We start from the raw sequence: 25216 nt of genomic DNA, 5'->3' as shown, positions 1-25216 counted from the left end.
TGAGAACGTGTAGGAATGTGTTATAGTTGTTTTTCGATAGAAGAAAGACAGTCATTTTTTCTATCGAAACTGCATTTTGGCACGTCAACGACTGCAAAAAATGTTATGATAGGTGTAGTTTTGTGAAAAACTTGATTTTAGTAAAGGAGCCGAAAACATGTCCTCTGCTTCTTATTTAACAGTAAAAGCGTTAACAAAATATATTAAACGAAAATTCGATGCAGATCCACATTTGCGTGAAGTGTATGTAAAAGGTGAATTATCAAATGTGAAAATTCATCAATCCGGCCATATTTACTTTACATTAAAGGATGATGGTGCCCGAATAGCTGCGACGATGTTTAAAGCAGCGGCTACCAAATTAGCGTTTGAACCAAAGGAAGGTATGCAAGTATTTATCCGAGGGGATGTAAACGTTTACGAAGGCTATGGAACTTATCAGCTATATGTACAGGAAATGCAACCGGATGGCATTGGTAGCTTATTTGTTGCCTTCAATCAATTAAAAGAGCAATTACAAAAAGAAGGCCTTTTTAAACCTGAGTGGAAGCAACCGATACCAAAATTTCCTGAAAAAATTGGTGTACTCACGTCAACAACTGGTGCAGCTATACGGGATATTTGTACAACCTTAAAGAGGCGTTATCCACTTGCTGAAATTTTGATTTATCCAACACTTGTGCAAGGAGCTCAGGCTGCACCGAATATTGTGCAAAATATTCAACGTGCTAATCAAGAGGCAAGCTGTGATGTGTTGATTGTCGGGCGAGGAGGAGGCTCCATCGAGGATTTATGGGCTTTTAATGAAGAAATTGTAGCAAGAGCTATTTTTGAAAGCCGAATTCCTATTATAAGTGCGGTTGGCCATGAAACAGATACAACGATCGCCGATTATGTAGCCGATTTACGTGCACCTACTCCAACAGCTGCTGCTGAGATGGCTGTGCCAGATCAAGCGGATCTCTACCAACGCGTGCTTACGCAGAAATCGCAGCTTCACCAAATGGTTAGGTCGCAACTTATGGCAGAGCGACAACGTCTTAATAAGCTCCAACAGTCTTATCCATTGTCCATGCCGGAAAGACTTTATCGACCTTTTACAGAAAGATTGGCACAGCTTGAGTCAGGATTACAAGCAGCAATGCAAGTGAGCTTGATGAAAAAAGCTGCCCAACTTCAACAATTACATAGTACGGTGGAGCAACATTCACCCAAAAAGGCACTTGCTTTTCATCAGAGAGAGCTTGAAGCGCGCGTCCAACAATTATCACGTGCTACAACGTATTATGTGGCAAAAAAGCAACAACAATTTGAGTCAACCGTTAGAACATTAGAAGCTTTAAATCCACTGTCCATTCTAACAAGAGGATTTACAGTAGCATATAAAGATCAGCAAATGATCAAATCATCCACTGAGGTGCAAAAGCAAGATCAACTGACACTGACTTTCCATGATGGAAAGGTTGTGGCTAACGTGACGAATATCTTGCCAAAGAATGAGGGGGAATTGTTGTGACTGAAAAACAACAAACATTTGCAGAAGCCATGACGGCACTAGAAGAAATCGTTCGCCAGTTAGAACAGGGTGATGTGCCATTGGAAAATGCGATTGATTTATACAAGCAAGGAATGGAGCTATCAAAGTTTTGCCATAGTAAGCTGCAACATGCTGAGGAGCAGCTTGTATCAATTGTCCAAGAGACTGGTGAAACAACAGCATTTGATCCACTAAAGGGAGAGAATTAGGAAATGAATGAGCCATTAAAGTACTTTATTGAAAGCAATACACCACAGATTGAAGAGACGATGTTTGCACTTGTTGAACAAATTGATGCACCAGCAGATTTAAAGGAATCCATGCTTTATTCATTAAAGGCAGGGGGTAAACGAATTCGTCCGCTTTTTGTGTTAGCGGTACTAGAGCTTTACCGTGAAAATCTTCAGGACGGTTTGATTGTCGGTTCGGTTATTGAAATCATTCACACATATTCTTTAATCCATGATGATCTACCAAGCATGGATAATGATGATTTTAGAAGAGGCAAGCCAACAAATCATAAAGTTTATGGAGAAGCGCTGGCTACGCTTGCTGGTGATGCATTAAACACACTGGCATTTGGCATTTTAGCTCGCATGGATATCTCTGCTGAAAAGCGTATTGAACTTGTCCAATTGCTAAGCATTGCAGCAGGTGCAGAAGGCATGGTTGGTGGTCAAGTACTAGATATGGAAGGGGAGCAACGTCAGCTTAATTTAGCTGAATTGGAACAAGTCCATGTCAATAAAACAGGTGCTTTATTGCGTTTTAGTATTGAAGCGGGAGCCGTACTTGCAGATGTATCAGCACAAGACCGTGCTACATTGAAAGAATATGCGCATCATATTGGTTTAGCTTTCCAAATTCAAGACGATATTTTAGATATTGAGGGAACGACTGAAGAACTAGGAAAAACAGCTGGAAAAGATGTCGCTAGTGATAAAAGCACTTATCCAGCCCTCTTAACCCTAGAGGGAGCGAAAGAAAAGCTTGCTGAGCATTATCAACATGCCATTAACGCACTCGATCAATTACCAATAGATGTCAGCCTATTACGTGACTTTGCTGCTTATATCGTTCATCGTAAAAACTAAGAGAAAATCAAGGCGTTGAAGGAAAAGAATATGCTAGAATAGGTGGGGACGTTTGCAATATGTAAACAATGAAGTGTTCGTACTTTTAGCATATTGATAACACTGCTATAATGGTGGAAACACAATTGCGGTGAATATTTTATTGAAAAGGTGTGTGAGAAAGGTGGATTTAAATAAAATAACTAGTCCATCCTTTTTAAAAAACTTAAATAAGAAGGAGCTTGAGCAGCTTGCCCAAGAAATTCGTACCTTCTTAATCGAAAAATGTTCTGTCACAGGTGGGCATATCGGGCCGAATTTAGGCGTAGTTGAGTTAACGATGATGCTGCATAAAATGTTTGACAGTCCTAAAGATAAGTTTTTGTGGGATGTTGGCCACCAAGCTTACGTGCATAAAATTTTAACAGGTCGTGCGAGTCAATTTGACACACTACGTCAGTTCAAAGGGCTTTGTGGATTCCCAAAGCGCGTGGAGAGTGAACATGATGAGTGGGAAACAGGTCATAGCTCGACATCTTTATCAGCAGCCATGGGTATGGCAGCAGCACGTGATATAAAAAAAGAAAACAACTTTGTTATCCCTATTATTGGAGATGGGGCTTTAACAGGGGGTATGGCACTTGAGGCATTAAATCATATTGGCCATGCAAAAACAAATATGATTGTCATCCTCAATGATAATGAAATGTCGATTGCACCAAATGTTGGCGCATTACACAATGTTTTAGGTCGTCTACGTACAGCCAAGGAATACTCAAAAGCCAAGGAAGAGCTGGAGTCACTTATTAATAAGATTCCAGTATTAGGTGGAAAGCTTGCCTCTACTGTTGAACGCGTAAAGGATAGCTTAAAATATTTAGTAGTATCTGGTGTGTTTTTTGAGGAGCTAGGTTTTAAATATCTTGGTCCAATTGATGGACATGATTTTGAAGCGCTTGAAATGACATTATCACACGCGAAAAAAGTAAAAGGGCCAGTCCTTGTTCATGTGATTACGAAAAAGGAAAGGGCTATAAGCCAGCCGAGGATGATACAATTGGGAATTGGCATGGAACAGGTCCTTATAAAATTGAAAATGGTGCCTTTGTGAAGTCTGAGACTACTGGACCCGCTTGGAGTAGTTTAATTGCTGAGACGGTTCGTAAAATTGCTCATGAAAATGAGCGAGTGGTAACGATTACACCTGCCATGCCTGTAGGTTCAAAGCTACAAGGTATTCAACAGGACTTCCCAAATCGTTTCTTTGATGTAGGGATTGCGGAGCAACATGCGGCAACGATGGCTGCAGGATTAGCTACGCAAAAGATGAAACCATTTTTAGCGATTTATTCTACGTTCCTGCAACGTGCATATGACCAAGTTTTGCATGATATTGCTCGCCCGAATTTAAATGTCTTTATTGGTATTGATCGGGCTGGTTTAGTGGGAGCAGATGGGGAAACACATCAAGGTGTATTTGATATTGCTTTCCTTCGTCATATTCCAAACATGACAATCATGATGCCAAAGGATGAGAATGAAGGGCAACATATGGTAAAAACAGCGATTGATTATGATGGTGGTCCAATTGCACTTCGTTATCCACGTGGTAATGGAATGGGTGTGCCATTAGATGATGAGCTGATAGCTTTACCAATTGGTAGCTGGGAAGTTTTACGTGAGGGCAAAGACGCATCTATTTTGACATTTGGAACAACGATTCCAATGGCAATGGCTGCTGCTGAAATGCTAGCGCAACAAGGAATCGATATTGAAGTGGTCAATGCTCGCTTTATCAAACCGATGGATGAGGATATGCTACATCGTATATTATCTAGTCAAAAACCGATTTTAACAATTGAAGAAGCTGTTCTACAGGGTGGGTTTGGTAGTGGTGTATTAGAGTTTGCTCATGACCACGGCTATTTAAATGCGTTAGTTGATCGAATGGGCATCCCAGATCAATATATTGAGCATGGCAACGTAGATCAGCTACTCGCGGAAATTCATATGACAGCAGAAGATACGGTTGCACGTATGCACGTATTACTTCAACAAAAACAGCAAGTGGGTTTGAATAAATAATGACAAAACAACCAAAAGAACGAGTAGATATTTTACTTGTAGAGCGTGGACTATGTGAAACAAGAGAAAAAGCAAAACGGTCCATTATGGCAGGCCTTGTCTTTTCAAATGAAATACGAATTGATAAGGCAGGCGAGAAAATTGCCGTCGATGCACCGCTACAAGTAAAGGGCTCAGATTTAAAATATGTGAGTCGTGGAGGCCTTAAATTAGAAAAGGCGCTACAAATTTTTGATATGTCTGTAGAAGGGAAGCTAATGCTTGACATTGGCTCCTCTACAGGTGGCTTTACAGATTGTGCCTTACAACATGGAGCAAGACATTGCTATGCACTAGATGTTGGTTCAAACCAATTAGCATGGAAAATTCGCTCCGATGAACGAGTGACAGTAATGGAGAAAACGAATTTTCGCTATACAACGGCAGCCGATTTATCAGAAGGTTTACCTGATTTTGCAACAATCGATGTTAGCTTTATTTCGTTATCACTGATTTTACCGGTATTAAAAACATTATTGCTGCCAGGCGGGGATGTTATGGCTTTGGTGAAGCCTCAGTTTGAAGCTGGGAAAGATAAAGTAGGTAAAAAAGGAATTGTGCGTGATAAAAAAGTACATTTAGAAGTTTTGGAAAAAACAGCTGCAATGGCAACTGATATTGGTTTTGTAGTAAAAGATGCTTCGTTCTCTCCAATCACAGGTGGAGAAGGGAATATTGAATTTTTATTCCATTTAGTGAATCCTATTGGACAAGAAGTGCTACCTGCATATACAGCTTTTAATGCACTCGTTGAAGAAGCGCATAATACTTTAAAATAACACGTGCTCGCTTATAGAGCCGTGTTTTTTCTTGTGCTTTTTTGTGGAAAATGGTAGTGTGATTATACACATATACAATTATTTATAAGAGGTGATTTCGTTGAATAAAGGACAACGACATATACGGATTCGGGATATTATCGCCAATCATGAAATTGAAACACAAGATGATTTAGTCGATTTTTTAAAAGAAGCAGGCTATAATGTGACACAAGCTACAGTATCACGAGATATAAAAGAGCTTCATTTAGTAAAAGTACCATTACAGGATGGGCGCTATAAATATAGCCTACCCGCAGATCAACGTTTCAATCCAGTCCAAAAATTACATCGTGCATTAGCGGATGCTTTTGTAAGTATTGATGGGGCATCACATTTTTTAGTCATGAAAGCTCTTCCAGGGAATGCGAATGCCATTGCTTCCTTACTTGACCATTTAGATTGGCCGGAAATTTTAGGTACAATTTCTGGAGATGATACCATTTTAATTATTTGTCGAAATGAAAATGAGCGTGAAAATACAAAAAATCGTTTATTAGACATGCTATAAAAAATGGTTAATTTGATTTAGAGGTGACAATTTGTGTTAAGAGAGCTTAGTATTCGAAACTTTGCCATCATTGAGGATTTGACTGTCAGCTTTTTAGAAGGCTTAACAGTTCTCACTGGGGAAACAGGTGCCGGAAAATCCATTATCATTGATGCGGTGCATTTACTTGCAGGTGGACGAGGCAACACTGAATTTATTCGTCATGGCGCAAGAAAAGCAGAATTGGGTGGCTTATTTCAAATTTCGAGTTCAGTTCATCCTGTTCTGAAAAAGTTAGAAGAAGCAGGCATTGAAATAGAAGAAGATACAATTATTTTACGTCGAGATTTGAATGATACTGGTAAAAGTATTTGCCGAGTGAATGGTAAGCTTGTGCCTTTATCGGTACTAAGAGACATTGGGGCAAGTCTCATTGATATTCATGGCCAACATGAAAATCAAGAGCTAATGGATGAAAAGCAGCACATAAATTTGCTTGATCAATTTGCAGAAGAAGAGTTGTCGCCGATTCAAAAAACCTATCGAGCGCAATACGATGAATACCGTTTGCTCAAAAAAGACTTAGCTTCGATATCCATTGATGAGCAGTTGATGGCACAACGTATCGATTTGTATCAATTTCAAATTAAAGAGTTGGACGAAGCTAATTTAAAGTTAGGTGAGGAAGACGAGCTTCTAGACGAACGCCGTCGTCTGATGAATTTTAATAAAATTTTTGAACGCTCTAGTGCAGCCTATGAAGCCATTCAAGGTGAAACAAAAGGGCTTGATTGGATCGGAACGGCAATGGGTGCTTTAGAAGATGCTGCAACGGTTGATGAGCAATTCAAAGAATCATCTGAGGCAGTTACAACTGCGTTTTATGCATTACAGGATGCAGCCTATCAGGTCAAAAATGTGTTAGATGAATTAGAATTTGACCCTGCGCGTTTAAACGAGGTTGAGCAGCGATTAGCGTTGTTGCAAACTTTAAAACGCAAATATGGTTCGACAGTGGAAGAGATCTTGGCTTATTATGAAAAAATTAAAAACGAGTTAAATGAGCTGTTGAATCGTGATGAGATTTTGCAGGTGAAAGAACGACGTGTGTTAGAGATGGAAGCTGTACTCAATGAGCTGGCTAGTGAACTTTCAACTGTACGTAAAGCTGCAGCCCAACAATTGAGTGAAGCAATTATGGCAGAGCTACGTGAATTACATATGGAAAAAGCAAAATTTATTGTCAATTTCGATGAATTACCCTATTTCGACGCAAATGGGAAAGATCAAATTATCTTCTACATTTCCACAAACGTTGGGGAGCCACCAAAGTCTTTACCGAAAATTGCATCAGGCGGAGAGTTATCACGAATGATGCTAGCATTGAAAACCATTTTCTCTTCTTCCAATGGAATTACTTCCATTATATTTGATGAGGTGGATACAGGTGTTAGTGGTCGTGTTGCGCAAGCGATTGCAGAGAAAATTGCCGCAATTTCTGTTAATTCTCAAGTTTTATGTATTTCACATTTACCTCAAGTTGCAGCGATGGCTGATCATCATTACTTCATCAAAAAAGAAGTCGAACATGATCGAACGTTTACTTCCTTATCAGAAATTGATCAAGATGCTCGTATAGAGGAAGTTAGCCGTATGATGTCTGGAACTGAAATTACAGCTTTGACACTACAGCATGCCACGGAGCTTTTAAAAATGGCAGATGAACGAAAAAAACAAATGCGTTAACCATTATTCCAGAAACAGTTTCAGCTGTTTCTGGCTTTTTTCATTTTGCGCAAATATTTACCGCTTATAAGAACGTCACAACAACACATAGTAAAAAGACAAAAATGAAAAGGAGGTGTCGTATGAATCGTCATTGGCGTCAATTAGTCATTTTGCCTATGCTCATCTTTTTATTAGTGATGCCTATACAAGCTTTAGCCGCCAAAAAGCTTATACCGATGGGCGAAGCAATTGGAATTCAACTTCAATTGTCACATGTATTTGTCGCACACGATGTACTGTTAGCTTCCAATCAGTGGATGAAAGGAGGCGCAGTTATTGAAAAAATAAACGATATACCAGTAAAATCCCTTGCTGATGCCAAGCAGGCTGTGGCAAAAGATGGCCAACAGAAATGGACGATCAATAGTGAAGGCCAACAAATTACATTGGAATTACAAAACCAAGAAGCAGAGCATGTCATTTCCTTTTTAAAAGATGAAACAGATGGAGTAGGAACACTGACTTATATTGATCCAGAGACAAAAAATTACGGTGCACTAGGTCATCAAATTGTCGATTCAACCCTACAAGAAGCCCCTGTTTTTAGAGCTGGCTCCATTTTTTTAGCTTCTATTCAGCAAATCCGAAAAAGCACACCAGGCCAACCAGGCTATAAAATTTCCTCCATTGAAAAGCATCAAGAACGTCTAGGTAGTATAGATAAAAATACTATTTATGGTATTTTTGGCCGCTGGGAAGACGGTTATCAACAAAGATTACCCAAAGCGATAGAAATTATGCATGAAAAAGATATAAAAACGGGGAAAGCTGAAATCTATACAGCCATTGAAGGCAGTAAGGTGGAAACCTTTTCAATAGAAATTACCAAAGTGGAAAATGAACGCCTTGAATTTATAGTATCTGACGAGAAGCTCATTGAAAAAACAGGTGGCATTTTGCAGGGAATGAGTGGCAGTCCTATTATCCAAGACGGTCGTTTTGTCGGAGCTGTGACACATATGTTTGTGGAGGAGCCGAAAAAAGGTGCAGCGCTAACAGTAGCGGAAATGTTAAGAAGGTCTTCATAAAAAGGTATGAAAGGTAAAAATCCGTTTAAATTTCCCCAGGCAGGACAAAAGCCGCGGGAAACTACACGGATTTTTTACCCTTATTTCATCGAAACCAACATGTATTTCCGATAATTTCCTGAAGAAGGCATGATATTTAAAAAAACTGTAGTTTTATCTACTAAATTTATCTAAAATAAGTTATAAGAGCATTCGACAAGTCGCGTCATTTAGCGTAACTTGTCGATATTAAAAGAAAGTATCGGACTACATACTCATTTTTGGAAATAGAAAAGGTTTTTAAAACAAAAATGTCGAAAATTCCACAGTGTGCCAAAAACGGCATTTAGGGGTTTAGGTTATCGCTTTGAGGTGTTCAAAGCAAGTCCAGAAGGAGGAATTGAAAATGACAAAGGTAAAAGTAGCGATTGCAGATGATAATCGTGAGTTATTAAAAACAATGGAGCAGTATTTTCAAGGACATGCCGAAATAGAAATTATTGCAACTGCTTCAAATGGAAAAGTATGTCTACAAATGCTTGAGGAATTTACACCAGATATTTTACTTCTAGATATAATAATGCCTCATCTTGACGGTTTAGCTGTATTAGAATCCATGTATCAAAATGAAAAAATGTCATCAATTCAAGTCATTATGCTAACGGCTTTTGGCCAAGAGGATGTCATGAAACAGGCGGTGGATCTAGGAGCTTCTTATTTCATGCTAAAGCCCTTTGAATTCGACCAATTGGTACAAAAGATTTTACATTGTGCTGGACAGAAGGCGACACTTCCGAAAAAGACAAGCGTATTACAACCGACAGTACCTCAAAAATTAAATCAGCATCAATTAGACAGCACGATTACAGCCATCATCAAAGAAATCGGTGTACCTGCACATATTAAAGGCTACTCCTATTTGCGGGAAGCCATTCAAATGGTCTTTGAGGATATTGAATTATTAGGATCTGTGACTAAAATTTTATATCCAGAAATCGCCAAAAAATTTAATACGACACCATCCCGTGTAGAACGTGCGATTCGTCACGCCATCGAGGTAGCCTGGAATCGTGGCAATTATGAATCCATTTCGTCAATGTTTGGCTATACAGTCCATCACTTGAAATCCAAACCAACAAATAGCGAATTCATCGCTATGATCGCAGATAAAATTCGTATCGATATGATGGCTAGCTAGTACCGATATATATCATTAACATATACAGCAATTATACTTCGCATAGTATAGCGCCTTTTTAAATCTTATTGTTTAAAGGGGCGCTTTTTTTGTTACTTGAACAAATACTGTGGAAATTTCTGTGGCTGATCTTTAATATTGAAAGCGTTAAAAGAACGTCTAAATCAGCTAAAAATACACGATATATACATGAATAGTGAATTTAAAGTCATATTCTAAAGTTGAATAATTTGAGACCTTTTCACAAACTTATAAGTGGGTGATCACAATAAAAAGTATAAATTTCCAATTAGAGGGAATGAATTCACTCGAAATCACACAGATAACAGATGAGCTATTTGAGGTGCGTTTAGTATTCGATGGTAAAATAAGTATGCAATATATGAATCGACAGCAATTGATACAACTAGGATCTACTTTCCAAATTGAAAGTAATATCAATACAACATTAGTTAAAAAGACCCATAAAGACCTATAGTTTAGTGGGAAGCGCCCCTTGATACCTGTACTTGGAAGATGATTTATTCAAAATAGCATGATGGAATTACTTTGAATTTATCGGTAATTTTAATAAAAAAGCTCAAAAACAAACAATTTATTAGTATTAAATATCTACAATTTTTTAGAAAAAATAAAATATTGTCTTATGTTTTAATGATTAAGTGGTACTATTTTCTTTCTCGGTAGTGACAATGGTCTCTAAACAAATGTAAGTGGATTGTATATACTTACATATAGAGGGAAGGAGGAGGTAGCTTGATTCTAGTTCGAAATGAAAACTTCGAAATTTCTGAGGAAAATGGCAAGGTATTTATGCTTACTTTTAGCGCAGGTTTCCCATTAAAAGAATTTGATAGCATCCTACGTAGTCATCCACGACTGAAATTATCTAATTTTTCAATTTTAAAAAATGTGTTATCAACCCAGAATACCAATCCTGTTGAAATTGGACGCTGGCTTCCAAACATTGAAGCAGAAGTGGCACGTGATAAGATGTCAGCCTCTGTTTTTATATATGAAACGCATGATTATATTCAAAATAATAAAGAAAAATTAACACAACAAATCCGAGAAACACTCAATGAAAATGGAATTATACACGGCATATTAGATTTTGATATATTGAAGGCTGAACCAGGAAAAGCATTCTTAATTGCTCAAGGCGAGCAACCTATAGCAGGAATAGATGCACAAATTACATATTTACCTAAACCCGAGAGAAAGCCAGTCATTCGTGAAGACGGTAAAGCGGATTACTATGATATGAATTTTATTTCGGAAATTTCAGAAGGCTCTTGGCTAGGTGAAAAGATCCCTGCTACATTAGGTAAACCGGGGAAAAATGTGCTAGGTCAAGAAGTTGCTGCTGTACCTGGTCGAGATTATCCTATCAAATATGATACAAAATCTGCCTATGAAGTGGAAGAAGACGGAAAAATCGTCATTCGCTCGAAAATTGCTGGCGTTTTAGATGATGTCAAAGGCATGATTGGTGTAAACAGGCACCTTCCTATAAATGGTGATGTTGGAGTAGAAACAGGAAACCTTGAATTTAATGGTTCACTTAGTATTAAAGGTACAGTAACAAATGGCTATACAGTTATTGCGACTGGCGATATTTCCATTGAAGGGGCTGAGGGTGTAAGCGGTGCTAAGCTTATTAAATCCATTGAGGGTGATGTATATATTCGTGGTGGCATCTTTGGGCTTGGTTCAACAGTGGTAGAAGCAGGTGGCAATATATTTGTTAAACATGTGAATGAAGCAAATTTATTTGCAGCTAATAGTATTCATATTGGTTTTTATGCACTAGGATCCCAGCTTTCTGCTCATTCGATATATGTGGATGAACGAAAAGGGAAAATTATTGGGGGACGTGCAGTAGCTAAAAATACGATTGTGACGGCCATTTCAGGAAACCGATTAGAGCGTCGAACAGATTTAATAATAGAAAGTATTAATAAGCAGGAAAATAACACCGTGGTGCAGGAGAAAGCAGCACAGCTAAAACAATTGCAAACAGAGATTTCAGCACACGAGAATAGCATGAAAAATTTATTGCCTTTTCTCAATAAAATGTCCAAAGAACAATCAGCGTCATTTGAAGTAACAAAGCAAGCCTTAACAAAATTAAAGGCAGAAGCGATTACGTTAGATCGTGAAATAAAACTATTAATGGATGAAATGCGTCATGTAGGGAAAGAAGAGATTATTGTGACAAAAGAGGCCCACCCTGGAACTTATATTCAAATTGGCAGAAAATCATCTTTATTAAGCAAAATGACAAATGGTAAATTCCTGCTAGAATTTGGTGAGTTAAATGTCTAAGGCAGCCTTTATCCCCGTTTTTGCACATCGAGGTGCTTCTGCTTATGCATTAGAGAATACCTTTCAAGCTTTTGAAAAGGCATTAGAACTAGGTGCTGATGGGATTGAACTAGATATTCATTTCTCTAAAGATGGATTACCTGTAGTGTATCATGATCCACAATTATCGAGGTTAGTAGGCACCAATAAATTGGTGAGTGATTGTACGATGGAGGAGCTTCTGCGCTTTAAACTTGGCAAGCCTTGGAGACGTCTATTTTCGTCCTATAAAATGCCAGCGTTTGAGGCAGTTTTAGCATGGGCAAATATACATCAGATGCCGTTAAATATTGAATTAAAATCAACGATCTTGGACAATACGAGTGGGCTAATTCATTTTCTTCGAGGCTTGGCTCTGCCAAAAGGTAGTCATTTTTCATCCTTTCACTATGAGCTTTTAGAGATCGTAAAAAAGCATAGACCTGAATTTGAAACGGCCCTTATTGCAACGAAAAAAATAAAATGGGATCTTCTAACTGATTATAAGGCGGCTGATAGTGTGCATATGCATAAAAGGTACTACAAACCAAGATACTTGGAGTCCTGCATTACAAGTGAAAAAGCATGTCGTTTTTATGCTATTGATGGCACAGAACCATTTTTAACCAATCCGCACCCTTCTGTTATTGGTTGGATTACGGATTATCCTGATAAAGTCATCACATCTCAGCAACGGGTATAAAAAGAGCTATCCAGTAAGTCTTGCATGACTTATTTGGATAGCTTTTTTTATTTTTTTGGAAGCGTGGTGCTACTTTTCCGTTTTTTCGATCGCGATGCAGTAAAAATCCAGCGAAAAACCCAAAGCCTATGACGAAGAAAATAACACCAACTACAAATTGCAGCCATAAAAATGGGAATGGTGAAATGAGCTTACCAAATAATGTATCACGCATAAATTTAATGCCACCTGCAGCCATAAGACCTGGAATAAGCATTACAATAAATGCAGCTAAACGGGCCATGTATACCCCTCCTTATTCCTATGATTAATTTTACCTGTGGATGGGGGAATGTCAAGGAAGGGTATAAACCAATATAATATTTTTAGCTAATAACATGGCAGGACAGAAAGTAGCAATTGTAACAGAATGTTTAGAAAATTCTTACTTAAATAAGAATATGTAATAATAGTTGCGAAATTGTGAATTTGTCAGTATTGTAAAAATAAGTGGAGCAATATTATCCATTACTAAACAATTTCTTCTTTAAGTATTAGGGTCTAAACACCTACTACCGAATAGGAGCTCAGAATTTGCTGAGTGAGGACGCTATGGAGATTAGATTGTTAGATAAAACTTGATTGGATGGGCATTTGGGGATGCACTTTCCAAAGCAAAGGGGCGAGTTTCATGGAAATCTTCAAGTATATGGAAAAGTATGATTACGAACAATTGGTATTTTGCCAAGATGAAGCATCAGGGTTAAAAGCGGTTATCGCTATCCATGATACAACACTTGGACCAGCACTAGGTGGAGCACGTATGTGGACGTATGCGTCGGAAGAAAATGCAATTGAAGATGCATTACGTTTAGCACGAGGAATGACTTACAAAAATGCTGCAGCTGGTTTAAACCTTGGCGGTGGAAAAACGGTCATTATTGGTGACCCATTTAAAGATAAAAACGAAGAGATGTTCCGTGCGTTAGGTCGTTTCATCCAAGGATTAAATGGCCGCTATATTACAGCTGAAGATGTAGGTACAACAGTATCGGATATGGATTTAATCCATGAAGAAACAAATTATGTAACAGGAATTTCTCCTGCATTCGGTTCTTCAGGTAACCCATCTCCAGTAACAGCTTATGGTGTTTACCGTGGTATGAAGGCAGCTGCAAAAGAAGCATTCGGTTCAGACTCACTAGAAGGATTAAAAGTTTCTGTACAGGGTCTAGGAAATGTAGCTTACAAGCTTTGCGAGTATTTACATAATGAAGGGGCAAAACTTGTTGTAACAGATATCAATCAGGCAGCTATTGATCGTGTTGTTAATGACTTCGACGCGATTGCAGTGGCACCAGATGAAATCTATGCTCAAGAAGTAGATATCTTCTCACCTTGTGCATTAGGGGCAATTTTAAATGATGAAACAATTCCGCAATTAAAAGCGAAAGTGATCGCTGGATCTGCAAATAACCAATTAAAAGATTCACGTCATGGTGACTACCTACATGAATTAGGTATTGTCTATGCACCAGATTATGTAATCAATGCTGGTGGTGTTATTAACGTTGCGGATGAATTATATGGCTATAATCGTGAACGTGCAATGAAACGCGTTGATGGCATTTATGATAGTATTGAAAAAATCTTTGCTATTTCAAAACGAGATGGCATTCCAACATATGTGGCAGCGAACCGCTTAGCGGAGGAACGTATCGCTCGCGTAGCAAAATCTCGCAGCCAATTTTTAAAAAATGAAAAAAATATTTTACACGGTCGCTAATTTACACGGTTGATACAAGAAGAGAAGTCGCATTGTCGACTTCTTCTATTTTCAACAAGAAATTGGGGTTTTAATGAAGTGAAGCTAAAGTTTTTCTAAAACAAGCACTGACTGTTAAAAAAATCACTTGGTTATTGTTTAATAGAATCCTTTAGCACTTTTCTCAATAGGGGGAATAAACATGGCTCAAAATTATGATGTTGTCATTTTAGGTGGAGGTACAGGTGGATATGTTGCAGCCATCCGAGCTGCTCAGCTAGGCTTAAAAACAGCCATTGTAGAGCGTGAACGTTTAGGAGGTACATGCTTGCATAAAGGCTGTATTCCAAGTAAAGCCTTACTCCGAAGTGCCGAAGTATATCGTATGGCTAATAAAACAGCTAGCGAATATGGTGTCGATATTGAAGGTGTGACATTACAATTTGACAAAGTTCAAGCTAGGAAACAAGCAATCGTTGAGCAATTAAGCCAGGGTGTGAATACACTGATGAAAAAAGGCAAAATAGATGTTTATCACGGTACAGGGCGAATTTTGGGTCCATCTATTTTCTCACCTATGCCTGGTACAATATCTGTAGAAATGTCCAATGGCGATGAAAATGAAATGCTTGTACCTACGAATGTTGTCATTGCAACGGGCTCAAAGCCTCGTGGTATGGCAGGGTTAACGATAGATGGGCAATATGTGCTGAATTCAGACCACGCATTACAGTTAGAAAGTTTACCAAAGTCACTGCTAATCGTTGGTGGTGGTGTTATTGGAATTGAGTGGGCATCTATGCTATGCGATTTTGGTGTATATGTAACAGTGGTAGAATATGGTCCATCCATTTTACCAGCTGAAGATGCGGACATCGTTAAAGAAGTGACGAAACAACTTGAGAAACGAGGAGTTCGTATTGTTACGAATGCTCGCTTAGATACAAATACATTCAAAATTGAAAATGATAACGTTTTCATTTCTGCGCAAATCAATGACAAAGAAGAAGTTTTTGAGGCTGATAAACTATTACTTTGTGTAGGACGTGAGGCGAATACGCAAGGTATTGGTCTAGAAAATACAGAGATTGAAGTGGAAAATGGCTTTATTAAGGTGAATGGTTCCTATCAAACGAAAGAGTCTCATATGTATGCCATAGGAGATGTGATTGGTGGCTTACAATTAGCGCATGTTGCTTCTCATGAGGGGCTTTCAGCTATTGAGCATATAGCAACAGGGAAAACAGAGGCATTGGATGCACTAAAAGTACCGAAATGTGTTTATTCCTATCCAGAGGTTGCTAGCATTGGATTAACAGAAAGTGCTGCTAAAGAACAAGGATTTTCATTAAAGATTGGTAAATTCCCGTTTAAGGCCATTGGTAAAGCATTAGTAAATGGAGAGACAGAAGGCTTTGTCAAAATTATTGCTGATGAAGAAACAGATGATATTTTGGGTATTCATATGGTAGGGCCTCATGTAACCGATTTAATTGGTGAAGCATCCTTAGCAAAAGTGTTAGATGCAACACCATGGGAAATTAGTCAGGCAATTCATCCACATCCATCCTTAAATGAGGTGTTAGTGGAATCTGCTCTAGCAGTGGATGATCGCGCTATCCATTTTTAATTTTCTGAATTTCATAACTAACATATCCAAATGTGGGGATATAGGATAAGATAGTTATTTCTCTATAATACGAAAGGGGTGTTCGTATGCAAGATGTTCAAATCAAACATGAAGATTTAGGTTTGTCAAATGAAGATGTACTTGCTATGTTCGAAACAATGTTAATGGCTAGAAGACTAGATGAGCGTATGTGGTTATTAAACCGTTCTGGTAAAATTCCGTTTGTAATTTCCTGTCAAGGTCAGGAGGCGGCACAGGTTGGAGCAGCCTTTGCACTTGATAAAAGTAAGGATTATATTGCACCTTATTATCGTGATATGGGTGTTGTTTTACATTTTGGTATGACACCAAGAGAACTGATGCTATCTGCGTTTGCTAAAGCAGAAGATCCAAACTCTGGGGGTCGTCAAATGCCAGGCCACTTTGGTCAAAAGAAAAATCGTATTTTAACAGGTTCATCACCTGTTACGACTCAAGTTCCACACGCAGTGGGCGTTGCACTTGCAGGACGTCTACAAAAAGAAGATTTTGTTTCTTTCGTTACGCTTGGTGAAGGTTCATCCAACCAAGGAGACTTCCATGAAGGAGCGAACTTTGCAGGTGTGCATAAGCTACCAGTCATTATTATGGTAGAAAACAATCAATATGCGATTTCTGTGCCAGTAGAGCGTCAACTTGGCTGTGCAAAAGTATCTGATCGTGGGATTGGCTACGGAATGCCAGGAGTGACCGTGGATGGGAAAAATCCGTTACAAGTATATAAAGTGGTAAAAGAGGCTGCAGATCGTGCACGTAATGGGGAGGGTCCAAGCTTAATCGAAACGGTAACATATCGTTTAACAGCCCATTCTTCAGATGATGATGACCGTCAATACCGTACGGCTGAAGATATTGCAGAAGGCAAAGCAAAGGATCCGATTGTATTATTTGAAAAGTATTTAATGGATGCTGGCGTGATGACTGACGCGATACGTACTGAAATCGAAGAGCGTGTTATGGCAGAAGTAAATGAAGCAACTGATTATGCTGAAGCGGCTCCATATGCACAACCAGAGCATGCACTTAAATATGTTTATGCACCAGTGGACGGAGGTGACATGTAATGGCAGTAATGTCTTATATTGATGCGATTACATTAGCAATGAAAGAAGAGATGGAACGTGACGAACGAGTTTTCATTTTAGGTGAGGACGTTGGTCGTAAAGGCGGTGTATTCAAAGCCACTACGGGACTATACGATCAATTTGGTGAATACCGCGTGCTTGATACACCTCTTGCAGAAAGTGCAATAGCCGGTGTAGGTATCGGTGCTGCAATGTACGGTATGCGTCCGATTGCTGAAATGCAATTTGCTGATTTTATTATGCCAGCTGTCAATCAAATCGTCTCAGAGGCAGCCAAAATACGTTACCGTTCTAATAATGACTGGACTTGTCCAATGGTCATCCGCGCACCTTTTGGCGGAGGTATTCACGGGGCACTTTATCATTCACAATCTGTTGAAGCACTTTTTGCTGGTACACCTGGTTTGAAAATTGTCATTCCATCAACACCGTATGATGCAAAAGGTTTACTGAAAGCTGCTATTCGTGATGAAGATCCGGTATTATTTTTCGAACATAAACGTGCCTATCGTTTAATTAAAGGGGAAGTACCACTAGATGATTACACATTACCAATTGGTAAAGCAGATGTAAAACGTGAAGGAGATGACGTGACAGTCATTACCTATGGTTTAGCAGTCCACTTTGCTCTACAAGCGGCAGAACGCCTAGCTGCGGATGGTATTTCTGCTCATATCCTTGATTTGCGTACAGTTTACCCTCTGGATAAAGAAGCGATTATTGAGGCTGCAAGTAAGACAGGTAAAGTATTGCTTGTCACAGAGGATAATAAAGAAGGTAGTATCATGAGTGAGGTTGCTGCAATTATTGCGGAACATTGTTTATTTGAGCTTGATGCACCAATTCAACGTCTAGCGGGACCTGATGTGCCAGCCATGCCTTATGCACCAACGATGGAAAAATATTTTATGATTAATCCTGATAAAGTGGAACGTGCTATGCGAGAACTTGCTGCGTTCTAATAGATCACAACAAGGCAGAATGAAAATATAAAAGCCTCAGACGGAACAACAGATTTTGACTTTGCACATATGAAAGTCAAAATCTGTCTATATGCCTATCTACGTTTAATGTTTTTAGCGCTACATCAGGTACAATGACGCCTAGGCTTATTTGATGGGAGGAATAAAGGATGTCGGTTCAAAATATTACAATGCCACAGCTCGGCGAAAGTGTAACAGAAGGTACAATTGAAAAATGGCTTGTAAAGCCTGGAGATACAGTTAAAAAATATGATCCATTAGCAGAGGTTGTTACAGATAAAGTAAATGCTGAAATCCCGTCATCATTTGAAGGGGTTATCACGGAGCTTCTTGCGCAAGAAGGTCAGACATTACCAGTTGGAGCAGTCGTTTGCTCGATTGAAATAGCGGGAAAAGGTGAATTACCAGCACCGCCACCTGAAAAAAAATCAGCGGTAAGTACGGCTATTTTAAATGCAGGTGTTCAAAAGAAACAGGAGGCACCACAGCAGGTAGCGGCTCCAGTATCTGCACCAAAAGAGGCACGTACGGGTAAAGTACGTTATTCACCAGCTGTTCTTCGACTTGCGCAGGAGCATGATATAGCTTTAGACCTTGTAACAGGTACTGGCGAGGGTGGTCGTATTACACGAAAAGACCTGTTAAAGCTAATTGAAACAGGTAATATCCCAACGGCAAATGATGTAGCACAAGCAGCTCCAACCGTTCAAACGACATCAGCAGCTCCAGCACCACAGCAACAAGTGGAAAAAGCAGCTGCACCTGTACAACCTATTCATCCAGGAGATATCGAAATTCCAGTGACGAAGATCCGTCGTGCCATTGCGAATAATATGGTGAAAAGTGTACATGAAGCGCCGCATGCTTGGATGATGATGGAAGTGGATGTAACAGATTTAGTGACTTATCGTGATAGCTTAAAGAATGAATTTAAGCAAAAAGAAGGCTTTAATCTTACATATTTCGCCTTCTTTGTAAAAGCGGTTGCTCAAGCTTTAAAGGAATTCCCAATGCTGAATTCGATGTGGGCTGAAGATAAAATTATTCAAAAGCATGACATCAATATTTCGATTGCAGTAGCAACGGATGATGCCTTATTTGTACCTGTTATAAAACACGCAGATGAAAAATCCATTAAAGGAATTGCGAAAGAAATCCATGAACTGGCTATCAAAGTTCGTACAGGAAAATTAGCAATGGATGACATTACTGGTGGTACATTTACAGTGAATAATACAGGTGCATTTGGCTCTGTTCAATCAATGGGCATCATCAATTACCCACAAGCAGCGATCCTACAAGTGGAAAGTATTGTAAAAAAACCTGTTGTTTTACCAGGTGGAATGTTTGCTGCACGTGATATTGTGAATTTATGTTTATCATTAGATCATCGTGTGCTTGATGGACTTGTCTGTGGTAAATTCCTAAATAGAGTAAAAGAAATACTCGAAAATACAAATAAATCTTCAACGTCAGTCTACTGATGACTTGTCGGAAACCTGCTGTATAAGGGTTTCCGATTTTTTTTATGCTTTTCGAGTCGCAATTTGTCATGTAGAATAACAAATAGAAACTACTAAGGGGGAAGCTGATTAAGCGTCCGCATGTCAAACAACATGAAAAATATTGAATTTGAAATACCAGCCTATTCAGACTGGCAAGATGCAGCAATCAAAGCTTTAAAAGGGAAACCATTTGAGTCACTATTCACAAAAACAAATGAAGGTGTTACACTACAGCCACTTTACACGCAAGAAAGTTTAGTAGCTAAGCTTGGAGAAGAGCTTGATTTACAAGTTGCCACAATCCGTTCCCTACAAAATGATCAAGTATTTCAGGTGGCACAACAAATTCACGCTGATTCAAGCGAAGCTTTTTTTGCACAGCTTGAGGATAGTCTAGCTCGAGGCAATGAAGTTATTACGATTGATAGCCGAGTGAGCTTTGCTTGGACAGAAGAAGTATTGGTCAAATTAGCATCATATTTCTCAGAATATTCGTTTAAAATTACTATTGAAAATTCAAAAGACCCATTATTAGCAGTATTCGACAACATTCCAGTAGATCAACAAGAAGCCATTAAAGGTTACATTATTTCAAAAGACCCTATCACTTTGACTGCATTTCCGAACGTGCGCTCAGTCAGTGCAGACACAACAGTTTATCATAATGAAGGTGCTAACGCTGTACAAGAATTAGCCTATGCACTTGCATTAGCAGCCAAATTTGCAGAACAAGAAGAAAGCTTGGAAGCGTTCTCGAAGAAATTCTTTGTATCATTTGCCATTGATACACAATTCTTTACGGAGATTGCAAAGCTACGTGCTTTTAAAGTACTTTGGAAAGCGTTCTCATCCGCTTATGGCGTAACAGATCATATCAAAATCCCTACTGTTGCTGAAACATCATTAAGAAGCTTTTCTAAATTAGATGTGTATGTAAATTTATTACGCTCTTCAAATGAAGCGCTTTCTGGTTTAATCGGTGGTGCTGATCTCTTTACGGTTCATCCACATGACGTGTTAACGAAGCCTACGGATCAATCCATTCGTATCGCTCGTAATGTGTCATTAATTTTAAAAGAAGAAACAAATGTCTTAAAAGTAAAAGATCCAGCAGGGGGCTCTTACTTTATCGAGTCGTTAACAGCAGATTTTGTGAAAGAAGCATGGGCATTATTTTTAGACATTCAGGCAGCTGGCGGTATCGATGACTATACAGCCTCTGGCAAGCTTGCAGAAGAAGTGGAAGTATCCTATCAAAAGCGCATCAAAGCTGCCCAAACACGTAAGCAATCATTAATTGGAACGAATATTTATGCTAATCCAGCTGATATCCTTGAACAGGATACAAATCCATTATTTGCTGATATTAAGCGTATTGCTGCTCCATTTGAGGATTTACGTGCAGACATGACAGCAGCAAATGTGAAAACAGGTATTTTAGCATTAGGATCACTAAAAAGCTCTAAACCACGCGCAGATTTTGTAGCGGGCTTCTTAAACACAGTTGGGCTTGTACCAGAAAAAAGTGAGCCAGTGACAACTGTAGAAGAGGCAGTAGCTTGGCTGAAGGCAACAGAGGCTAAGTATATAGTGATTGCAGGCAGTGATGATGATACAAAAGCATTGGTATCGGCCATTTTAGCTGAGAAACCAGCGAATGTGCTTGTAGATGTAGCAGGCAAATTTAAAGACGAAGAAGAAGCATGGTTAGCCAATGGCTTAAACGGCTTTATTTTCGCAGGACAAAACATCATTGAAAAATTACAGTCCGTGTTTGCGAGCATGAAGGAGGTCCAACGATGAGCAAGCCAAATTTTAATGCAGTAGAAATAGAAAAGGTTTTAACAGCTGAAGCACCTCAAGCGTCTGAAGACAAGTTCATGACAAATGAGGGAATTGAAATTAAAGATATTTACACAAAAGAAGATATTAAAGAGGCTAAACATCTAAATGATGTGGCGGGGATTGCACCCAACACACGTGGGCCATACCCTACTATGTATGTAGCACGTCCATGGACGGTTCGCCAATACGCTGGTTTCTCAACTGCTGAAGAATCCAATGCCTTTTACAAACGAAATTTGGCTATGGGACAAAAAGGTCTTTCTGTCGCGTTTGATTTAGCAACACATCGAGGCTATGACTCTGATCATCCACGTGTAACAGGGGATGTAGGAAAAGCTGGGGTTGCGATTGACTCAGTAGAGGATATGAAAATCCTTTTCGATCAAATCCCGTTAGACCAAATGTCTGTTTCAATGACAATGAATGGTGCGGTATTACCTGTCCTTGCGTTCTATATTGTAGCAGCAGAAGAACAAGGGATAACGCCAGATCAATTAGCAGGTACCATTCAAAATGATATTTTAAAAGAATACATGGTGCGTAATACATACATTTACCCACCAGCTATGTCAATGAAAATCATCGCTGATATTTTTGAATATACAGCGAAGTATATGCCGAAATTTAACTCTATTTCAATTTCTGGTTACCATATTCAAGAAGCAGGCGCAACAAATGACATTGAGCTTGCCTATACATTAGCAGATGGCTTGGAGTATGTACGAACAGGATTAAAAGCAGGTATTGATATTGATGCATTTGCACCTCGCCTATCGTTCTTCTGGGCAATTGGTATGAACTATTACATGGAAGTTGCTAAAATGCGTGCAGCACGTCGTATTTGGGCACAAATGATGTCTACGTTTAACCCGAAAAATCCGAAGACATTAGCATTACGTACGCATTCCCAAACATCTGGCTGGTCATTAACTGAGCAAGATCCATTTAACAATGTTGCACGTACATTAATCGAAGCAAATGCCTCTTCGATGGGACATACGCAATCCCTTCATACGAATGCACTGGATGAAGCAATTGCACTTCCAACTGATTTCTCTGCACGTATCGCGCGTAATACACAGTTATTTTTACAAGAGGAAACAGCGATGACAAAAGTCATTGATCCATGGGGTGGTTCGTACTACGTGGAGAAATTAACAGAAGAAATTACGAAATCTGCTTGGGCGTTAATCGAAGAGATTGAAGCGCTTGGTGGTATGGCTAAAGCGATTGAAACGGGACTTCCAAAAATGAAGGTTGAGGAAGCCGCAGCAAAACGTCAAGCGAAAATTGATTCTAAAACAGAAACGATTGTTGGCGTGAATAAGTATCGCTTAGCAAAAGAAGAGCCAATCGATATTTTAGATATCGATAATACACTTGTTCGTCAAAAACAAATTGAACGATTAGAAACGATGAAGGCAGCTCGTGATGAAGCGGAAGTTCAAAAACATTTAGCTCGCTTAACAAAGGCTGCTCAAGATGGAGAAGAAAATTTGCTAGCGGTGGCAGTGGATGCAGCGCGCGCTCGTGCTTCTTTAGGTGAAATATCTGATGCAATTGAAGCAGTTTCTGGTCGTCATAAAGCGGTCATTCGTTCGATCTCTGGTGTTTACTCTGCTAACTTCTCTGATGAGGAGCAAATTGCAGAAGTGAAACAAATGACAGAAGAATTCCTTGAAAATGAAGGGCGTCGTCCACGTATTTTAGTTGCCAAAATGGGACAAGATGGACATGACCGTGGCGCGAAAGTTGTCGCAACAGGCTATGCGGACCTAGGCTTTGACGTAGATATTTCACCATTATTTATGACGCCTGCTGAGGCAGCTCAAATGGCTGTTGAAAATGATGTCCATGTTATCGGGGTATCTTCACTAGCTGCAGGTCATAAAACATTAGTGCCTGAATTGATTGCAGAGCTTGAAAAACTAGGTCGTGGGGATATTATCATTATTGTGGGTGGGGTTATACCAGCACAAGATTATGATTTCCTTTATAATGCCGGCGCAGTAGCCATTTTCGGTCCAGGTACAGTGATCCCTGTTTCCGCACTAAAAATTATTGAAGAAATCTACAAACGTTTAGGCTACGAGGAAGTGTCTGAATAATGGACAAAAATAAAGGAATGGAAGATAGTGCGCTATTTGTCATGGACGGAGTAGAGGCGACTCACGACGGGATGCAATATGGTACACCCAAAAAGTTCCGAAAGAAAAAGGCAGACATTCTAAATGTAGGAGAGCTTGCACAACAAGTACGTGCGGGCTCTCGCACACATTTATCAAAAGCCATTACCCTCATTGAAAGTTCAAACGCTACCCATAAAGTACAGGCACAAGAGCTATTGCAGGAGCTTCTTCCACATACAGGCAATAGTATCCGAATTGGCATAACAGGTGTGCCTGGGGCAGGAAAAAGCTCATTCATAGAGGCTTTCGGCACTATGCTTTGTGATATGGGAAAACGAGTTGCTGTTCTTGCCATTGATCCAAGTTCTTCTCTATCGGGAGGAAGTATACTTGGCGATAAAACGCGTATGGAAGAGCTCGTGAAGAAGCCTAGTGCATTTGTGCGTCCATCGCCATCGGCAGGTACCCTAGGGGGTGTTCACAAAAAGACACGGGAAACCATGTTAGTTTGTGAGGCAGCAGGCTATGATGTGATTTTAATTGAAACAGTTGGTGTTGGACAAAGTGAAACCTATGTCCGTGGCATGGTTGACTTCTTCCTGCTTCTTGTTTTAACAGGAGCGGGGGATGAATTGCAGGGCATGAAAAAAGGCATCATGGAATTAGCAGATGCAATTGTTGTGCATAAGGCGGATGGTGATAATGTTCGTCTAGCTAAAAAAACGGTTGCAGAGTACAAACAAATTTTGCACTTTTTACAGCCAGCTACACCTGGTTGGATGTCTACTGCCATGCCTGTTAGTTCATTAGAAAAACGAGGACTTGATAAGGTTTGGGAAACAATTGGGGAATTCAAGCAAATCGTAGAAGCAAATCACTATTGGGCTACCCGACGCCAACAACAAACAAAAGAGTGGTTCCAATCGATGATTACCGATCATTTAATTGATCTATTTTATGGAAACCCGCAACGTAAAGCACAAGTACAACAGCTTGAACGTCAAATTTTAAGTGGACAGTTGACAGTTACACAAGGTGTGGATCGTTTATTTAGCGAGGAGCAGGAAGACAAGTAAACGAGTCTTATTGAAATCGTAGTAATTTCAACTGAAATGTGTTGAGCAAGTAGGTGCACAAATTGCTTGCAAACTGCTATGATAAGAGATGGATAA

20 protein-coding genes and 1 pseudogene are annotated in these 25216 nt (G+C 39.3%); 20 read left to right on the top strand and 1 reads right to left on the bottom strand.

All coding sequences use genetic code 11. The features are described from left to right. Positions 1–157 precede the first annotated feature (157 nt). From xseA to NP781_RS13395, 12 genes and pseudogenes are all read left to right on the top strand, one after another. Positions 158–1516: an exodeoxyribonuclease VII large subunit gene (xseA, locus tag NP781_RS13450; RefSeq protein ID WP_112118318.1), complete on the top strand. Its 1359-nt coding sequence runs from the start codon at positions 158–160 to the stop codon at positions 1514–1516. Further along, on the top strand, positions 1513–1746 hold the full coding sequence (gene xseB, locus NP781_RS13445; protein WP_008179899.1) for an exodeoxyribonuclease VII small subunit: 234 nt from the start codon (positions 1513–1515) through the stop codon (positions 1744–1746). Before xseA ends, xseB begins: the two co-directional genes overlap by 4 nt. A gap of 3 nt (positions 1747–1749) precedes the next feature. After that, entirely contained in the window at positions 1750–2631 is an 882-nt protein-coding gene (locus tag NP781_RS13440) for a polyprenyl synthetase family protein (RefSeq protein ID WP_257520149.1), read from the top strand. A 163-nt stretch (positions 2632–2794) separates the two neighbouring features. Further along, positions 2795–4695: pseudogene (gene dxs, locus NP781_RS13435) on the top strand (1-deoxy-D-xylulose-5-phosphate synthase). Beyond that, positions 4695–5513 (top strand): TlyA family RNA methyltransferase, encoded by an 819-nt coding sequence (locus NP781_RS13430; RefSeq protein ID WP_221680170.1) that lies wholly within the window; start codon positions 4695–4697, stop codon positions 5511–5513. Before dxs ends, NP781_RS13430 begins: the two are co-directional and overlap by 1 nt. A 100-nt stretch (positions 5514–5613) precedes the next feature. Further along, positions 5614–6063, top strand: coding sequence for a transcriptional regulator AhrC/ArgR (ahrC, locus tag NP781_RS13425; protein ID WP_004231170.1), 450 nt, complete (start codon positions 5614–5616; stop codon positions 6061–6063). A gap of 33 nt (positions 6064–6096) precedes the next feature. After that, positions 6097–7788, top strand: a complete 1692-nt coding sequence (gene recN / locus NP781_RS13420; protein ID WP_257520148.1) for a DNA repair protein RecN — start codon at positions 6097–6099, stop codon at positions 7786–7788. 122 nt (positions 7789–7910) lie between these two features. After that, positions 7911–8858 (top strand): SpoIVB peptidase S55 domain-containing protein, encoded by a 948-nt coding sequence (locus NP781_RS13415; RefSeq protein ID WP_009370207.1) that lies wholly within the window; start codon positions 7911–7913, stop codon positions 8856–8858. Between the two features lie 385 nt (positions 8859–9243). Beyond that, entirely contained in the window at positions 9244–10035 is a 792-nt protein-coding gene (gene spo0A / locus NP781_RS13410; protein ID WP_016993890.1) for a sporulation transcription factor Spo0A, read from the top strand. A 298-nt stretch (positions 10036–10333) separates the two neighbouring features. After that, positions 10334–10513, top strand: coding sequence for a hypothetical protein (locus tag NP781_RS13405; RefSeq protein WP_257520147.1), 180 nt, complete (start codon positions 10334–10336; stop codon positions 10511–10513). A 278-nt stretch (positions 10514–10791) separates the two neighbouring features. Continuing rightward, positions 10792–12363, top strand: coding sequence for a flagellar assembly protein A (locus NP781_RS13400; RefSeq protein WP_257520146.1), 1572 nt, complete (start codon positions 10792–10794; stop codon positions 12361–12363). Further along, complete coding sequence (locus NP781_RS13395) at positions 12356–13084, top strand: glycerophosphodiester phosphodiesterase (RefSeq protein ID WP_257520145.1); 729 nt, start codon at positions 12356–12358, stop codon at positions 13082–13084. The genes NP781_RS13400 and NP781_RS13395 overlap by 8 nt, the downstream gene beginning before the upstream one ends. Here NP781_RS13395 and NP781_RS13390 read toward each other — a convergent pair. Next, a complete protein-coding gene (locus NP781_RS13390; protein ID WP_257520144.1) occupies positions 13062–13367 on the bottom strand; it encodes a DUF2627 domain-containing protein in 306 nt (101 codons plus the stop codon). The two genes, NP781_RS13395 and NP781_RS13390, sit on opposite strands and share 23 nt — an antisense overlap. Positions 13368–13754: 387 nt before the next feature. Here NP781_RS13390 and NP781_RS13385 point away from each other — a divergent pair, with 387 nt between their 5' ends. The 8 genes from NP781_RS13385 (at position 13755) to meaB (ending at position 25120) form a co-directional block, all read left to right on the top strand. After that, positions 13755–14849: a Leu/Phe/Val dehydrogenase gene (locus NP781_RS13385; RefSeq protein WP_048392303.1), complete on the top strand. Its 1095-nt coding sequence runs from the start codon at positions 13755–13757 to the stop codon at positions 14847–14849. A gap of 181 nt (positions 14850–15030) precedes the next feature. Continuing rightward, positions 15031–16458: a dihydrolipoyl dehydrogenase gene (gene lpdA / locus NP781_RS13380; protein ID WP_257520143.1), complete on the top strand. Its 1428-nt coding sequence runs from the start codon at positions 15031–15033 to the stop codon at positions 16456–16458. A gap of 86 nt (positions 16459–16544) precedes the next feature. Then, positions 16545–17561 carry a thiamine pyrophosphate-dependent dehydrogenase E1 component subunit alpha gene (locus NP781_RS13375; RefSeq protein WP_004231196.1) on the top strand — a complete coding sequence of 339 codons (1017 nt, stop codon included), beginning with the start codon at positions 16545–16547 and terminating at the stop codon, positions 17559–17561. Continuing rightward, on the top strand, positions 17561–18544 hold the full coding sequence (locus tag NP781_RS13370; RefSeq protein WP_016993882.1) for an alpha-ketoacid dehydrogenase subunit beta: 984 nt from the start codon (positions 17561–17563) through the stop codon (positions 18542–18544). Before NP781_RS13375 ends, NP781_RS13370 begins: the two co-directional genes overlap by 1 nt. 170 nt (positions 18545–18714) lie before the next feature. Continuing rightward, on the top strand, positions 18715–20049 hold the full coding sequence (locus NP781_RS13365; protein ID WP_257520142.1) for a dihydrolipoamide acetyltransferase family protein: 1335 nt from the start codon (positions 18715–18717) through the stop codon (positions 20047–20049). A 120-nt stretch (positions 20050–20169) separates the two neighbouring features. Beyond that, positions 20170–21873: a methylmalonyl-CoA mutase family protein gene (locus NP781_RS13360; protein ID WP_257520141.1), complete on the top strand. Its 1704-nt coding sequence runs from the start codon at positions 20170–20172 to the stop codon at positions 21871–21873. Further along, a complete protein-coding gene (gene scpA, locus NP781_RS13355; RefSeq protein WP_257520140.1) occupies positions 21870–24023 on the top strand; it encodes a methylmalonyl-CoA mutase in 2154 nt (717 codons plus the stop codon). The genes NP781_RS13360 and scpA overlap by 4 nt, the downstream gene beginning before the upstream one ends. Continuing rightward, a complete protein-coding gene (meaB, locus tag NP781_RS13350; protein WP_257520139.1) occupies positions 24023–25120 on the top strand; it encodes a methylmalonyl Co-A mutase-associated GTPase MeaB in 1098 nt (365 codons plus the stop codon). Before scpA ends, meaB begins: the two co-directional genes overlap by 1 nt. Positions 25121–25216 lie beyond the last annotated feature (96 nt).

This window comes from Lysinibacillus sp. FN11, from assembly GCF_024628845.1.
GTDB lineage: Bacteria > Bacillota > Bacilli > Bacillales_A > Planococcaceae > Lysinibacillus > Lysinibacillus capsici.
The sequence above is the reverse complement of the archived record's forward strand: the minus strand, read 5'-3'. Positions and strand labels throughout refer to the sequence as shown.

Bases quoted from the DNA above. Each gene is read 5' to 3' on its own strand.
- NP781_RS13440 (WP_257520149.1), top strand. From the start codon at position 1,750: ATGAATGAGCCATTAAAGTACTTTATTGAAAGCAATACACCACAGATT.
- NP781_RS13390 (WP_257520144.1), bottom strand. From the start codon at position 13,367: ATGGCCCGTTTAGCTGCATTTATTGTAATGCTTATTCCAGGTCTTATG.
- spo0A (WP_016993890.1), top strand. From the start codon at position 9,244: ATGACAAAGGTAAAAGTAGCGATTGCAGATGATAATCGTGAGTTATTA.
- NP781_RS13395 (WP_257520145.1), top strand. From the start codon at position 12,356: ATGTCTAAGGCAGCCTTTATCCCCGTTTTTGCACATCGAGGTGCTTCT.
- NP781_RS13375 (WP_004231196.1), top strand. From the start codon at position 16,545: ATGCAAGATGTTCAAATCAAACATGAAGATTTAGGTTTGTCAAATGAA.
- NP781_RS13365 (WP_257520142.1), top strand. From the start codon at position 18,715: ATGTCGGTTCAAAATATTACAATGCCACAGCTCGGCGAAAGTGTAACA.
- NP781_RS13370 (WP_016993882.1), top strand. From the start codon at position 17,561: ATGGCAGTAATGTCTTATATTGATGCGATTACATTAGCAATGAAAGAA.
- xseA (WP_112118318.1), top strand. From the start codon at position 158: ATGTCCTCTGCTTCTTATTTAACAGTAAAAGCGTTAACAAAATATATT.
- NP781_RS13430 (WP_221680170.1), top strand. From the start codon at position 4,695: ATGACAAAACAACCAAAAGAACGAGTAGATATTTTACTTGTAGAGCGT.
- NP781_RS13405 (WP_257520147.1), top strand. From the start codon at position 10,334: ATGAATTCACTCGAAATCACACAGATAACAGATGAGCTATTTGAGGTG.
- NP781_RS13415 (WP_009370207.1), top strand. From the start codon at position 7,911: ATGAATCGTCATTGGCGTCAATTAGTCATTTTGCCTATGCTCATCTTT.
- lpdA (WP_257520143.1), top strand. From the start codon at position 15,031: ATGGCTCAAAATTATGATGTTGTCATTTTAGGTGGAGGTACAGGTGGA.
- scpA (WP_257520140.1), top strand. From the start codon at position 21,870: ATGAGCAAGCCAAATTTTAATGCAGTAGAAATAGAAAAGGTTTTAACA.
- meaB (WP_257520139.1), top strand. From the start codon at position 24,023: ATGGACAAAAATAAAGGAATGGAAGATAGTGCGCTATTTGTCATGGAC.
- NP781_RS13385 (WP_048392303.1), top strand. From the start codon at position 13,755: ATGGAAATCTTCAAGTATATGGAAAAGTATGATTACGAACAATTGGTA.
- NP781_RS13360 (WP_257520141.1), top strand. From the start codon at position 20,170: ATGTCAAACAACATGAAAAATATTGAATTTGAAATACCAGCCTATTCA.